We start from the raw sequence: 15,745 nt of genomic DNA, 5'->3' as shown, positions 1-15,745 counted from the left end.
ACCAGACACAATTGTCAATAAAGGAGAGGAGAAATTAAGATGGGCATGGTCGAAACAATTGTTTTATTATTTTTTCTCACATTATTAATTTCTTTTTTAGGTTCATTATCTGGAGTTGGTGGGGGAATTTTATATGTTCCGTTACTTTTATTAGTTGTTGGTGATTATTATGGCATTGATCAAATCAAATTTATTTCCACTTTTTTAGTTTTCACTTCAGCTCTATTTAATGTTCTTTTAGAAGCTTATAAAAAAAATATTAATTATTGAATTATTCTTTTAGCAATTATTTTTGCTACACCAGCAATTTTTCTTGGTCAGTATTTAAATACTGTCTTTAATGCTTTGATCATTAAAATTATTATTATTGTCTTTTTAGGAATTGTCACTCTTCTTTTGCTTCTGTCAGAATATGTTTTCAAACAAAAAACATATTCTAAAAAACCACCACAAAATAAATTTTGAATTGTCCCATTAAATAAAAATGATCAAACTCAAATTAATCTTTTAATTATTCCGGTTGTGGCTTTTTGCTCAGGGATTATTACTGCATTAACTGGTATGGGGGGTGGACCTGTGATTATGCCAGCCTTAATTTTATTGTGTTATTTAAATATGAAACAAGCTACCCCAATTAGCCACACAATTATTATGGTGTCAAGTTTTGTGAGTTTGATGTTAAATTATCAAACATTTACTAACCAAACTATTACTTTAAATTATCTACTACCTTTATCAGTAGCAGCAATTGGGTCAACAACGCTGGCTTTTGTTTTAAAAAAACATTTTCACAAAGAGATTTATATTAAATGATTGTTGATTATTTTAATTTGAGCTTCCATCATAAAAATGATTGTGGATATTGTCTAGAAAAATCCAGATTGCTCCTTTTTATTTTCCAAAAATTGTCTGTTTTGATAAAATATAATTAATTTATTTTTAAGGAGAAACAATGATTTCACAACAAACATTAATTTGATTAAGCCAACAACAACAAAAACTCGATGATTATATTTTAAAAAAAATTAATTTAGCAACAGACCAAAATTATATCAACAAAAAAATCATTGCTTTTTTTGTTGAACTAGGAGAATATGCCAACGAAGAGCGTAGTTTTAAATTTTGATCCAAAAAACAAGCCAGCGATTTAGATATTCAATTAGATGAATATATTGATGGGTTGCATTTCTTGATTAGTTTAGGTAATGATCTTAATTTTGATTTCAAACACTTTCAATTTGAAACTTTAAATGTTGAAAATAACATTGAAACTTACTTTTGTATTCTAGAACACTTAAATAGTTTTATTAAACAACAAACTAGTCAAACTTATGAGCAACTTTTAAATGCTTTCTTAATGATTGCTCACATTCAAAACTATTCAGAAGCTGCAATTTTAAATGCTTATAAAATCAAAAATGAAGTGAATTTTGAACGTCAAAATTCTAATTACTAAATTTAAGATAAAATTATTACAAAGGAATATATGAAAAAAATCACATCAGTCACTAACCAAACTATTAAAGACATTTTGCAATTAAAAGATAAAGCTGTGCGTAAAGAACGCCAAGAATTTCTTTTAGAAGGACAACACTTAATTTTAGAAGCATTTCGTAAAGGGTTAGTTTTAATTTTATTAGGAACCTCAGAAGCTTTAAAACATGGTGCGATTCAAAAACATCTTGATGAAGCCAAAGAAGTTTTTGAAATTAGTCCTAGTGTAGCTGAGAAGTTAAGTGATGTGGTGACTAGTCAAAGTATTTTTGCTGTTTGTGCGATGAAAAAACCAGCCATTGATTTAGACCACAACATTTTACTTTTAGACCAATTACAAGATCCAGGTAATTTAGGAACTTTAATTAGAAGTGCTGCTAGTTTTAATTTCAAAACAATTATTGCTTCGCCAAATACAATTGGTTTTTATAATAGTAAAGTTTTACGTTCAACACAAGGTAACTTTTTCCAAGTCAACTTAATTAATGAATATTTAATGAAAACAATTAATGATTTAAAAAATGAAGATTACATTATTTTAGGAACTTCTTTACACCAACATGCCAAAACTTTGGAAAAAGTTAAATTTGATGACAAAGAAAAATATGCCTTAATTCTTGGTAATGAAAACAAAGGGATTTCTCCTGAACTCTTAGATATGATTGACATTAATATTAATGTGGAAATGAATGACCAAGTTGAATCATTAAATGCAGCGATTGCTGGTTCAATTATTATGCACAAGATTTATGTCGAAGGCGAATAGCCTTTTTTGTTTGGTGAGTTGTCACCCCCACCAAAAAAGGCTAATTTTATGGTTAAATAATAAGTAAGAAAGAATGTTTTAATTTATAAAACATTTGATGAGGTATGGATATGTACAAAATGCAAGCTTTGATTAATGGTCAATTAATTGAGAGAAAAGAAGTCGTGGAAATTTTAAATCCAACTAGTTTAACTATTGCTGGGGTAGTGCCGGCTTTAAGTGCTGAAGATATTAAAAATGCTTACCAGGCAGCTAAAAATGCTCAAAAATCATGAGAGCATTTACAACTTTTAGAAAGAATTAAAATTCTCAATCAATGAAGAGATTTAATTTGAAAAAACAAGGAAGAATTAGCAACAATCATTATGCATGAAGTTGCTAAAGCTTATAAAGATGCTTTAAGTGAAGTGGAAAGAACTATTGAATATATCGATTACACTTTCCAAGAAGCAATGCGTCTTGAACCAATGGCTTTAACTGGAGCTGGGATGGGTGTCAAAAATAAATACGGTATTTTTGAAAGAGTTGCTAAAGGAGTTGGTTTAGCAATTTCCCCATTTAACTATCCAATCAATTTAGCACTAGCTAAAATTGCCCCAGCTTTAGTGATGGGAAACACTTTAGTTTTTAAACCAGCAACAGCAGGAAGTCTCATTGGGGCCAAGCTGGGACAATTAGCTCACGAAGCCCAAATTCCAGCAGGTGTCTTTAATGTGGTAACTGGTCGTGGAAGAGATATTGGTGATGACTTAACTAATAATCCGCATTTAAACTTTATTTCTTTTACTGGTTCAACAAAAACTGGTCAACATATTTTACAAACTGCCTCAACAAAAGATGTGGTTTTAGAATTGGGTGGCAAAGATCCAGCAATTGTTTTAGATGATTTAAAACTAGATTTTTATGCTAATGAAATTATTAGTGGAGCCTTTTCTTATTCAGGGCAAAGATGTACTGCAATTAAACGTGTGATCACGACTGATGCAATTGCTGACAAGATTGTCCCAATCTTAAAAGAAAAAGTGGAAAAACTAAAAGTTGGTACTCCACAAGACAACGCCCAAATTACCCCAATGATTGATCAAGTGTCTGCTGATTTTGTTTTAGAGTTAATCCAAGATGCCAAAAAGCAAGGGGCGGAAATTGTGACTGGTGATCGTCATGAAAAAAATTTACTTTGACCAACTTTAATTGATCATGTGACACCAGCAATGAAAATCGCTTGAGAAGAACCATTCGGACCAGTCCTACCAGTATTGCGCATTAATGATCTTGACCAAATGATTAAAGTGGCTAATGATTCAAATTATGGATTACAAGCTTCAATTTATACCCAAAATTTAAATCAAGCTATTCACATTGCTAAAACTTTAGAAGTGGGAACAATTAATATTAATGGTAAATCACAACGTGGACCAGATTCGTTCCCATTTTTAGGAATTAAAGATTCTGGGGTTGGGGCACAAGGAATTCATGAAACACTTTTAAGCGTCACACGCTTAAAAGGAATTGTGATTAATTACTAAACTAATTAAAAAGAACCAAAAAATGAGTGCTAACTCATTTTTTTGTTTTCAGATGGAAGGAAGGTAGTAATTTCAATACACCAAACTGATAGGGCAAAGCTAATTAATGAAAGAGAAAAGCTTGAAATTCGTGAAAAATAAATTTATCACCGGTTTTTGGCAAAAATTTTCAAAAAAACAGCATTTTTTTCACCTATTAAAAATAAAGCATGTAAAATAATGCTCAGGGACATAATTACCATTAAAAGATGGAACATTTGCTTTCCTGTGCATTTAATTTAAAAACTCGTTCTTCATTTTCCGATCAATGATTTAAAAATGAAGATGAAGTTAACGTTAAACGTAAAGAACTTCATTAAGGAATAAAATTTTAAAAGCTAAAAGAAGAATTTTAGCCAGTTAAAAATTTAATCTACAACTTTGAAAACAAAAGCATGCTTTTTTCCACCTGAGACGTTCAAAAAAGCGAAATTATTTGTTTAAAAGTGAAACGAATGACAAAAACCAACAAAAGATATTTTAAAAAAAATAATTTTCCAAAACTTTTTTAAAAAAAGGGTTGCAAAGTTATCTCATTATGTTATTATCTCTTTGTTGCTTCTTTGGAAACGGCTTAATTTTCACCAGAAAATGGGTCAAAAGAATGCACAAATGATCTTTGAAAACTAAATAGAACAATTATTGTACAAACTTGTTAATTCAATAAAATTGAGTAATAAAAAAACAAATACTTTATACAAATATATAAACAAACAGTCAGAATCAAAACACATTAAATTTTAAATGAGAGTTTGATCCTGGCTCAGGATAAACGCTGGCGGCATGCCTAATACATGCAAGTCGAACGGGGGTGCTTGCACCCTAGTGGCGAACGGGTGAGTAACACGTATCTAATCTACCTTAAAGCGGGGGATAGCCTTTGGAAACGAAGGGTAATACCGCATGTGAACTTCATTATCGCATGAGAAGAAGTTGAAAGTTCCGTTTGGAACACTTTAAGATGAGGATGCGGCGTATTAGCTAGTAGGCGGGGTAATGGCCCACCTAGGCAATGATACGTAGCCGAACTGAGAGGTTGATCGGCCACATTGGGACTGAGATACGGCCCAGACTCCTACGGGAGGCAGCAGTAGGGAATTTTTCACAATGGACGAAAGTCTGATGAAGCAATGCCGCGTGAGTGATGACGGTCTTCGGATTGTAAAGCTCTGTTGTAAGGGAAGAACACTTAAAAGAGGAAATGCTTTTAAGCTGACGGTACCTTACCAGAAAGCCACGGCTAACTATGTGCCAGCAGCCGCGGTAATACATAGGTGGCAAGCGTTATCCGGAATTATTGGGCGTATAGGGTGCGTAGGCGGTTTTGTAAGTTTGAGGTTAAAGCCCGGAGCTCAACTCCGGTTCGCCTTGAAAACTACATCACTAGAATACAAGAGAGGTAAGCGGAATTCCATGTGTAGCGGTGAAATGCGTAGATATATGGAAGAACACCTGTGGCGAAAGCGGCTTACTGGCTTGTTATTGACGCTGAGGCACGAAAGCGTGGGGAGCAAATAGGATTAGATACCCTAGTAGTCCACGCCGTAAACGATGAGTACTAAGTGTCGGGGATTTCCTCGGTGCTGCAGCTAACGCATTAAGTACTCCGCCTGAGTAGTATGCTCGCAAGAGTGAAACTCAAAGGAATTGACGGGGACCCGCACAAGTGGTGGAGCATGTGGTTTAATTCGAAGCAACACGAAGAACCTTACCAGGGCTTGACATCCAGTGCAAAGCTATAGAGATATAGTGGAGGTTAACATTGAGACAGGTGGTGCATGGTTGTCGTCAGTTCGTGCCGTGAGGTGTTGGGTTAAGTCCCGCAACGAACGCAACCCTTGTTGTTAGTTACTACCATTAAGTTGAGGACTCTAACAAGACTGCTAGTGTAAACTAGAGGAAGGTGGGGATGACGTCAAATCATCATGCCCCTTATGTCCTGGGCTACACACGTGCTACAATGGCCGATACAAAGAGTCGCAAATCCGCAAGGACTAGCTAATCTCAAAAAGTCGGTCTCAGTTCGGATTGGAGTCTGCAACTCGACTCCATGAAGCCGGAATCACTAGTAATCGCGAATCAGCTATGTCGCGGTGAATACGTTCTCGGGTCTTGTACACACCGCCCGTCAAACCACGAGAGTTGGTAATACCAGAAGTAGGTAGCTTAACCGTAAGGAGAGCGCTTCCCAAGGTAGGATTAGCGATTGGGGTTAAGTCGTAACAAGGTATCCGTACGGGAACGTGCGGATGGATCACCTCCTTTCTATGGAGATTAATTATTAACACATAGTGGTGTCTATGTGGACTGTTTGGTTCTATTTAGTTTTCAGAGGTTATTTTTAATAATCTCTGGCAAAACAGAATTGTTCTTTGAAAACTGAATATTAGATGAAATATAATTTTCTTACTTGTTATTAGCAATAATAACAATTAAAAAACAAATTTCAGATCGTTGTTTTAAACAACGATCTTGAAAGACATCAGTAATAAAACTAAAATTACAAAACAAAAATAAATAAATATATTTATATGCCAAATAGATTTTTTCTAAAAAATAGTAAGGGCGTATGGTGAATGCCTTGGAAAATGGAGCCGAAGAAGGTCGTGACTACCTGCGAAAAGCATCGGGGAGCTGGAAGTGAGCTTTGATCCGGTGATGACCGAATGGGGAAACCCAACATGTTTACATGTTATCTGAGTAGTGAATACATAGCTACCATGAAGGGAACCTTGGGAACTGAAACATCTTAGTACCAAGAGGAAAAGAAAATAAATAATGATTCCCCTAGTAGCGGCGAGCGAACGGGGAAGAGGCCAAACCATCCTACGGGATGGGGTTGTAGGACTTTTGTTAGAGTTACAAAATTAACGTATAGTAGAACAGATTGGGAAATCTGAGCACAGAGGGTGATACTCCCGTATATGAAATGCGTTAATCTCGAAGAAGTATCCTGAGTACGGCGAAGCACGTGAAACTTTGTCGGAATCCGCCGAGACCACTCGGCAAGCCTAAATACTACCATTTTACCGATAGTGAACCAGTACCGTGAGGGAAAGGTGAAAAGTACCCCGAGAGGGGAGTGAAATAGTTCCTGAAACCATATGCCTACAAGAAGGTGGAGCCCGTTAAGGGGTGACACCGTGCTTTTTGTAGAAAGAGCCGGCGAGTTACTGTTGTATGCAAGGTTAAGCAGATAAATGTGGAGCCGTAGTGAAAGCGAGCCTTAATAGGGCGATAGTATGCAGCAGTAGACACGAAACCGGGTGATCTAGCCATGAGCAGGTTGAAGTTAGGGTAAAACCTAATGGAGGACCGAACCAACGTTCGTTGAAAAGACCGTGGATGACTTGTGGCTAGCGGTGAAATTCCAATCGAACCCGGAGATAGCTAGTTCTCCCCGATATATCTTTAAGGATAGCGTCGTACGTACAGTTATGGAGGTAGAGCACTGAATTTATGATGGCCGCACCTAGCGGTACTGAATAAAATTAAACTCCGAATGCCATAACCAATTATACGGCAGTCAGAACATGGGTGATAAGGTCCATGCTCGTGAGGGAAACAGCCCAGATCGTCAGCTAAGGTCCCAAAATGTATGCTAAGTGTGTAAGGATGTGGAATTGCATAGACAGCTAGGATGTTGGCTCAGAAGCAGCCATCATTTAAAGAGTGCGTAACAGCTCACTAGTCGAGTGATTCTGCGCCGAAAATGTACCGGGGCTTAAGCATACTACCGAAGCTACGGATTGTACAATTTGTACAGTGGTAGGGGAGCGTTCTAAGGGCAATGAAGTTGGACCGTGAGGACCAGTGGAGCGCTTAGAAGTGATTATGCCGGCATGAGTAACGTTTGAGAGTGAGAATCTCTCATGCTATTTGAATAAGGTTTCCTGGGCAAGGTTCGTCCACCCAGGGTTAGTCAGGACCTAAGGCGAGGCCGATAGGCGTAGTCGATGGACAACAGGTTGATATTCCTGTACTGAATAGTTTGTGATGGAGTGACGGAGAAGGATAGTGGATCCCGCTTAATGGATTGCGGGCTAAGCGCAAAGGGGTGTATGTTGGCAAATCCGCATACTTTAACTCTGAAGCGTTATGGGGAGTGAACGGTACGCCTAGTAACGAAGACCATGACTCCATGCTTCCAAGAAAAGCTTCTAACTTAAGAACTATTTACCTGTACCTAGAACGAACACACGTATTCAAGGAGAAAATCCTAAGGCAAGCGAGAAAACTATAGCTAAGGAACTCTGCAAAATGACTCCGTAACTTCGGAAGAAGGAGTGCTCACTTTATGTGAGCCGCAGTGAAGAGGGAGGGGCAACTGTTTAACAAAAACACAGCTCTCTGCTAAGTCGTAAGACGATGTATAGGGGGTGACACCTGCCCAGTGCCGGAAGGTTAAAAGGAGAAGTCAGCGCAAGCGAAGCTTTGAATTGAAGCCCCGGTGAACGGCGGCCGTAACTATAACGGTCCTAAGGTAGCGAAATTCCTTGTCAGGTAAGTTCTGACCCGCACGAAAGGTGTAATGATCCCTTCGCTGTCTCGGCTATAGACTCGGTGAAATTTTAGTACCAGTGAAGATGCTGGTTACCCGCAACTAGACGGAAAGACCCCGTGGAGCTTTACTATAACTTGATATTGAAATTTGGTGTAACGTGTAGAGGATAGGTGGGAGACTTTGAAGCAGGAACGCTAGTTCTTGTGGAGTCAACCTTGGAATACCACCCTCGTTACTTCGAATTTCTAACCTCGGCCCATTATCTGGGTCAGGGACAGTGTCTGGTGGGTAGTTTGACTGGGGCGGTCGCCTCCTAAAATGTAACGGAGGCGCTCAAAGGTATTCTCAGTATGGTTGGAAATCATACATAGAGCGCAAAGGTAGAAGAATGCTTAACTGCGAGACTTACAAGTCGAACAGATTCGAAAGAAGGACTTAGTGATCCGGCGGTCCCGAGTGGAAGGGCCGTCGCTCAACGGATAAAAGTTACCCCGGGGATAACAGGCTGATCTCCCCCAAGAGTTCATATCGACGGGGAGGTTTGGCACCTCGATGTCGGCTCATCGCATCCTGGAGCTGTAGTCGGTTCCAAGGGTTGGGCTGTTCGCCCATTAAAGCGGTACGTGAGCTGGGTTCAGAACGTCGTGAGACAGTTTGGTCCCTATCTGTTGTGGGCGTAGGAAAATTGAAGAGAGCTGACTCTAGTACGAGAGGACCGAGTTGGACACATCCCTGGTGCTCCAGTTGTCCTGCCAAGGGCACAGCTGGGTAGCTATATGTGGAAAGGATAATCGCTGAAGGCATCTAAGCGAGAAGCCTCCTTTAAGATGAATTTTCCCATTCGTAAGAAGTAAGAATCCATGTAGACCACATGGTTGATAGGTTGGGTGTGTAAGTGCTGCGAGGCATTGAGCTAACCAATACTAATAATTCGAGAGACTTTTAGAAATAAAAATCTATTTAACAACGCTTATAAATATAAGTATTTCAATCTAGTATTCAGTTTTCAAAGAATAATTCAAAAACACGATCTGGTGTCTATGGCGTAGAGGTCACACCTGTTCCCATACCGAACACAGAAGTTAAGCTCTACTGCGGCGATGATATTGCATTGCGAGAAAGTAGCACGATGCCAGTTCACAAAAATCTTTTCCAGTGTATAATTAGCAATAATTGGCACTTTGGAAAAGATTTTTTTATTTTTTTAAAAATTTTTTATTTTTTTAAAAAAATATTGTTTTTAATTTGGAAAGTGTTTTAATAAAGGTAGGGAGTAAATACTTCAAAGGAGTTGATAGTCTAGAATGATAAAGATAGATCAGACAAAATTATGCAACTTAAAGTTACATATAAAAGCATAAATACTTTAGGAGATTAGACCAATGTTTTCTTAGAAAAGTTAGACTGATAAAAGTACATTTAATGCAAAATTAAATGCAAATAGAATGAGGTGTTAAGATGATTTTTGCTAACAAAAATTGAATTATCAAGAATTCACTAATTGCTTTATTGCCCTGGTGAACTCGAACACGGTAAAGATATGTAATCTTTTCAGTCATTTAAGTATGACATAACTAATATTTATATACATCAAAAAACGATTTAAAAATCGCGTTTAAAACCATAACTATGGCTTTCGAAATAGTGCTTGTACCACTTAAAATTTTGAAAATATATTACATCAACTTGCTACCTCGCAAATTGGTGTAATTTTTCATGTAAAATTATATAATTAAAGTTGGAAGACTGATTGCAATTTAATGAAAATGTCAATGAAGATCAAAAATGCAGCACAAAGGAGGACAAATGTTTAAAGAATTAATGCAAACTTTTAATAAAAACAGAAAAAAAGATTTTTTTAGCACCAAATTTAATGACTTAACTCTCAAATGAAAATTTAGTGATTTACCGATTTTTTTGAATAAAACTGAATTTGTTGCTTGCCTAGAAATCACTGCTAATTTTCAGTTTTCGTCCTTGACCAAGCAAGCAATTTTCAATCGCATCACTAAGATAACTGCCCTATATGACCAGGTTAATGATGTCACTGTTCGTTATTTAGGCGAACTAAATAATGATAGTTTGAAAATTAATGGGTATAATGCCTTTTTAAAAAACACCTATGCTTTATTGAAAATTTACATTAATGATGCTTTAATTCCGTGAATTTTTCAATCAGCTTTGAATTTAAATTGTATTAAACAAAAAGTTGATTATGATCGTGATTTGTACATCGCTTATGCCGATGAATTAGTCAGCTATGAATTGCAAAAATTTTTAAAAGTCATTTTAAAAATTTTAATTACTGCTGTTCCAACTGACCAAACATTTGCTTTATTGAATGAAGCATATGAACAAGATTTGATTAGTAAGAGTGCTAAATTGAAAATAATGAAGCAAAATGCCCGAATAAATGAAAAAAATACACAATAGCTTTATTTTATTCAATACTATTTGCTAAATTTTATATAATAAATAATAAATGATGGAGGAAACATGTTAGAACAAATAAAAAACATTAAAAAAGATTTTGAAACCAAACTAAAACAAGTAACAACTTTAGCTGAAGTGCAAAATCTACGAAAAGAATTTTCAGGAAAAGATGCTCCATTAACCAGCATTTTAAAATCAATGCGGGATGCTGATGAACAAACCAAACAAGAAGTTGGTAAACAAGCAAATCTTGTTTTTGTTGAAATTGCCAACAAATTAAATGCTTTAACCGAAAGTTTACAAGAACAAATTTTGCATGAACAATTAAAAGTTGAAAAAATTGATGTTTCCTTACCAGGAATGAATTTGCAATTTGGAACTAAACATCCATTAAATCTTGTGATTGAAGAAATTGGTCAAATTTTTTCTGAAATTGGCTTTGATTTAGTTGATGGTACAGAAATTGATAATGATGAATTTAACTTTCAAAAATTAAATTTACCAAAAGATCATCCTGCTCGTGATATGCAAGATACTTTTTACATTGAAGATGATCATGTGATGAGAACACATTGTACTAATATGACTTCAAGATTGCTGACTAAATTGGCTGAACAAAAACACAAAGACCAAAATCTCGCTGCCATTTCTTATGGCAATGTTTATCGTCGTGATGATGACGATGCCACACATTCACACCAATTTATGCAAGTGGATGGTTTTGCCATTGGTAAAAATATTTCCTTTGCTAATTTAAAATGAGTTTTAAAATATATGGCTAAAAGATTGTTTGATGAAAGTGTCAACATCCGTTTACGTCCAAGTTTTTTTCCATTCACTGAACCAAGTATTGAAGTGGATATTTCATGTTTCAAATGTGCCGGAACTGGATGTGGATTATGTAAATTTTCAGGATGAATTGAAATTTTAGGGGCTGGAATGATTAATCAACAAGTGATGGAAGTTAATGGGTTAGATCCAAAAAAACTGACTGGATTAGCTTTTGGAATTGGCATCGAAAGAATTGCGATGTTAAAATTTGGCATTAATAATATTCGATTATTTTATGAAAACAATGTGGAGTTTTTAGAACAATTCCCATTTTATGGAAAGTAGGTAAAAATGATTTTAACAAGAAAATGATTGTCTAAATTTTTAGATTTAAACAAAATAACCAATACCCAAATTTCTCATGCTTTAAATGCTTTAGGATTTGAAGTGGAATCAGAAACTGACTTTGCCAAATTAAACACCAAATTACTAATTGGTTATGTTGAACAAATAGAAAAAATCCCTGATACACACCTAAGTTTTTGTCATGTTAATATTGGGACTAAACAACCTTTAGAAATTGTTTGTGGAGCAAGTAATGTGGCTGCCGGACAATTTGTTGTCGTTGCTCCAGTTGGAGCAACGATTGCTAATGGTTTAACGATGGGTGAAAGAAAAATTAAAGGTTATAATTCGCAAGGAATGATTTGTGCTTTGAACGAAATTGGGATGCCCAAAACATCATTATGAGAAGAAGAAAATGACATGATTTATGTCATTCATTCTGATATTGATTTAATTCATTTAATTGGTAAAACTGTTGATGAAATTAAATATAATGATTACGTTTGAGAAGTTGACTTAACTTTAAATCGTAGTGATGCTTTAGCAAGTTTACAACTTTTAAAAGAGGTGGCAAACTACTTTGCTTTAAAGATTCAAAAACCTTATACTAAAAATTTAGACGTTAAAACAATTTCTAACCCGAAATTAGATATTCACATTGCTAAACATATTCAACAAGAAATTAATTCATTCACTTACCAAAGCTATCAAATTAAGGAAAATATTTCCAATTTACATGCGAGAGATGATTTATGATTAAAACTTAATGGTCACAAAAGTTTGCCTAACCAAATGGAAAATATGGCCATGCTTGCGACTGTGCAAACTGGACAACCAATTATTTTAATTGACCAAGCTAAATTGCAAGATCCATTGCATTTAGAAATCATTAAACATGAAGACAAAGATGTTTTAGCTTTAATAGCAAAAAAACAAATTGTCCAAATTATTGGTTTAGAAACCACACCAGAATTTTGTGTTGATAACAACACAAAAACAATGTTGGCCATACGTTTAAATTTCAAATCTTCATTAATGAGAAAACAACAAAAAAATTTAAACCTTTCGAATTTAAATTTACAAAGATATATGAAACCTTTAAATCCAAATCTTTTTGAACTTTCGGATCAAGTTTTTATGCACATCTTAAATGATTACAAAATTTTAGAAGCTAAATCTGCTCATGTTTTTGAAGCGAAAGATGCCAATGCCAAAAACAAATTTGTCTTAACTTTAGGAGAGATTAAAAACATTTTAGGTTTTGAAATCAAAGCACACCACATTGCTTCATTATTTAAAACATTAGATTTTAAAATTAAACATAATGGTGATAAATTGACTTTTTATCCTGACCTGAACCGTGTTGATTTATATGGTAAAAATGATATTTGTGAAGAAATTGCTCGTTTATATGGATATGACAATATTCCAGAAGCACCATTGATTATTCAATCTAACCATCATGAAGATAAATTAAAAGCAAACCTTGAAAGCAAACTAGGTAATTACTTAATTGGGGTTGGATTTAATAACATTAAAACTTACTCCTTAATTAGTAAAGAAGCTAATGATGAATGAAACTTATTTGCTTTAAAACGACCAATTGTTTTAAATTCACCATTATCACAAATGCGTGAAGTATATCGTATGAATTTAACTAATTCAATCATTGAAACTGCTGTTTATAATTCATTAAACAATAACAAACGTCTAAAACTTTGAGAAATTGGTGATGTTTATACTCGTGAAGTACGTCAAAGACATTTAGGTGTTTTAGTGACTGGGGATGTTGTTCAAGAGCCAATTGTCAAAAACAATTTGGAAAATAATTATTTCTACTTAAAAGGTGTAGTTGATGCTATTTTGGCATTCTATCAAATTGACCCTTTACGAATTAGTTTTAATGAGGTTAAACCAATCAATAAACAAATCCACCCATTTATTAATGCGGAAATTAAAATTGATCAAAAAATTATTGGTTTTATTTTTAAACTAAACCCTAAATTTGAAATCAACCAAAAAATAAAACCAACTTTTGTAACTGAATTAAACTTAGATTTATTGTTTGAGATGGCTGAAAAAACCATTATAGTTAAACCGATTGCTAAATTCCAACCTTCATCACGAGATGTTTCTTTAATCTTGCCAGAGTTTATCACTTATCAAGAATTAACCCAAAACATTTTAAATGATGTTTCCAAAGTGATGTCTTATAAATTAATGGGCGAGTACGAAAATGATGAGATGAAAGCTAAACAAGAAAAATCAATTACTTTGTCATTTGTTTTTAATGATTGAGATAAACAATTAACTGAAGCCGAAATTACTGCTGAATGAGATAAGGTGTTAAATAACATTAAAAAAATGAATTTAACAATTAGATAACATGAATTTACAAGATTTTAAAAATCAACCCTCTCAGCGTTTGGTTGGTCAAATTGATGATCTAACCAAAATTCAACTAGCAAACCCTTTGATTAAAAAGATTAACACAATTAATTATGATATAGATTTAACTTACATAGCAGATTTTGCCACTGTTGAAATTGATGGCATGATTGAATTTAGCTTAGAAGTGACTGATGCCAATGATGGACACACATTCACTTCGACTCAACAAATTGATTGAAATGATGAATATTCTTTTGATGAAGAGTACAATGATCAAACAAATTTAATTTTAGAAAACAACTTCGATTTAACTGCATATATTATTGAACAAATAAACCTAAATATCCCTGTTAACATCTCAGAAAAACATGATATAATCTATAAGGTTGGTTCCAACTGGGAACTTTTGAGTGAAAATGATTACTTAAAAGAACAAGAAACAAATGCAGAATTGGATCCCAGATGAGACAAATTAAACAACTTTAAGACTGACAAATAGGAGGTGAGATTATGGCAGTACCATTTAGAAAAACCAGTAAAGCGGCTAAAAACAAACGTCGCTCACACTTAGCATTAACACCAGATACTTTAATGTCATGTACAAACTGTGGTGCAATAATCAAACCTCACCGTGTTTGCCGTGAATGTGGATTTTACAAAGGAAAAGAAGCAATTAAAGTAGAAGCTTAATTTATAAATTAAGTGATCTAGGATTAAATAATTGAAAAAATACAAACAAATGTTTGTATTTTTTTTGTTTTTTGATGCACAAAAAACACATCTGCGGGAGAAAAAATATGAAAAAAACCAACTTAATTAGGTTGTTAAAATTCATTATAAAGATAATTGTCGTACTCTTATCTATATAGTTTTTACCATAACCACCATATTTTTGGCAGTTTTTCCACCAAAAGAAGCAATATTTCCATTTTATTTTTGCTTAATTGCCAATTAGATAATGCTTTTTTTATATTTTTATGCTTGTTTTTACTACTGAATAATGTAATAATAACTACAAAGTGGGAGAAAGTGGGGCAAAGTGTTATGTTTTTGGGTTTATTTGAACATTCATTAGACAACAAAGGTCGTTTGACTTTGCCGTCTAAACTTAGAACCAAGATGAACCCAGTGGTTTATCTTTCTCGTGGTTTTGAAGGAAGTTTAGAAATTAGAAATGAACAAGAATTCCTAATTTGAAAAGAAGAATTAGAAATGCTTGAACCATTTAAAAAAGATACCCGTGCTTTAATGCGTTATATCTTTGCTAATTCTGCTGATCTTGAGCTTGATGCTACAGGAAGAATTAAAATTCCTGCCAATTTATTGCAAGTGGCTAAAATCGATAAAGATGTTTACATTCTTGGTGTTGGTTCCAAAATTGAAGTTTGAGACCGAGCTTCTTATGACCAATATGAAAAAGATAACTTCGCAAACATTGAAGCAATTGCAGAAAAAATAGACAATGTGGGTGAATAA

General features: G+C 34.5%; 10 protein-coding genes and 3 rRNA genes. All 13 read left to right on the top strand.

Annotation, left to right across the window (positions count from 1 at the left end):
• Positions 1 to 39 precede the first annotated feature (39 nt).
• The 13 genes from P695_RS0100615 to mraZ all read left to right on the top strand — a co-directional run bounded on the left by P695_RS0100615 (position 40) and on the right by mraZ (position 15,745).
• Positions 40 to 870: a sulfite exporter TauE/SafE family protein gene (locus P695_RS0100615; RefSeq protein ID WP_028126397.1), complete on the top strand. Its 831-nt coding sequence runs from the start codon at positions 40 to 42 to the stop codon at positions 868 to 870.
• An 82-nt stretch (positions 871 to 952) separates the two neighbouring features.
• Positions 953 to 1,456, top strand: a complete 504-nt coding sequence (locus P695_RS0100610; protein ID WP_028126396.1) for a dUTP diphosphatase — start codon at positions 953 to 955, stop codon at positions 1,454 to 1,456.
• A 30-nt stretch (positions 1,457 to 1,486) separates the two neighbouring features.
• Positions 1,487 to 2,260: a TrmH family RNA methyltransferase gene (locus tag P695_RS0100605; RefSeq protein WP_028126395.1), complete on the top strand. Its 774-nt coding sequence runs from the start codon at positions 1,487 to 1,489 to the stop codon at positions 2,258 to 2,260.
• A 110-nt stretch (positions 2,261 to 2,370) separates the two neighbouring features.
• Positions 2,371 to 3,786 carry an NADP-dependent glyceraldehyde-3-phosphate dehydrogenase gene (locus P695_RS0100600; RefSeq protein WP_028126394.1) on the top strand — a complete coding sequence of 472 codons (1,416 nt, stop codon included), beginning with the start codon at positions 2,371 to 2,373 and terminating at the stop codon, positions 3,784 to 3,786.
• 779 nt (positions 3,787 to 4,565) lie between these two features.
• A 16S ribosomal RNA gene (locus tag P695_RS0100595) occupies positions 4,566 to 6,090 on the top strand.
• Between the two features lie 284 nt (positions 6,091 to 6,374).
• Positions 6,375 to 9,277: ribosomal RNA gene (locus P695_RS0100590) — 23S ribosomal RNA — on the top strand.
• 82 nt (positions 9,278 to 9,359) lie between these two features.
• Positions 9,360 to 9,467, top strand: a 5S ribosomal RNA gene (rrf, locus tag P695_RS0100585).
• Together the 16S, 23S and 5S rRNA genes form the textbook arrangement of a ribosomal RNA operon.
• Positions 9,468 to 10,135: 668 nt before the next feature.
• Entirely contained in the window at positions 10,136 to 10,762 is a 627-nt protein-coding gene (locus tag P695_RS0100580; protein ID WP_028126393.1) for a hypothetical protein, read from the top strand.
• A gap of 63 nt (positions 10,763 to 10,825) precedes the next feature.
• Entirely contained in the window at positions 10,826 to 11,878 is a 1,053-nt protein-coding gene (gene pheS, locus P695_RS0100575; protein ID WP_028126392.1) for a phenylalanine--tRNA ligase subunit alpha, read from the top strand.
• A 6-nt stretch (positions 11,879 to 11,884) separates the two neighbouring features.
• Positions 11,885 to 14,263 carry a phenylalanine--tRNA ligase subunit beta gene (pheT, locus tag P695_RS0100570; RefSeq protein WP_028126391.1) on the top strand — a complete coding sequence of 793 codons (2,379 nt, stop codon included), beginning with the start codon at positions 11,885 to 11,887 and terminating at the stop codon, positions 14,261 to 14,263.
• 1 nt (position 14,264) lies between these two features.
• Positions 14,265 to 14,768 carry a YceD family protein gene (locus P695_RS0100565; protein ID WP_028126390.1) on the top strand — a complete coding sequence of 168 codons (504 nt, stop codon included), beginning with the start codon at positions 14,265 to 14,267 and terminating at the stop codon, positions 14,766 to 14,768.
• An 11-nt stretch (positions 14,769 to 14,779) separates the two neighbouring features.
• Positions 14,780 to 14,959: a 50S ribosomal protein L32 gene (gene rpmF / locus P695_RS0100560; protein WP_028126389.1), complete on the top strand. Its 180-nt coding sequence runs from the start codon at positions 14,780 to 14,782 to the stop codon at positions 14,957 to 14,959.
• A gap of 354 nt (positions 14,960 to 15,313) precedes the next feature.
• Positions 15,314 to 15,745, top strand: coding sequence for a division/cell wall cluster transcriptional repressor MraZ (gene mraZ, locus P695_RS0100555; RefSeq protein ID WP_028126388.1), 432 nt, complete (start codon positions 15,314 to 15,316; stop codon positions 15,743 to 15,745).

Source organism: Williamsoniiplasma lucivorax ATCC 49196 (genome assembly GCF_000518285.1).
GTDB lineage: Bacteria > Bacillota_I > Bacilli_A > Mycoplasmatales > Mycoplasmataceae > Williamsoniiplasma > Williamsoniiplasma lucivorax.
This window is presented reverse-complemented; position numbering and strand designations above follow the sequence as displayed.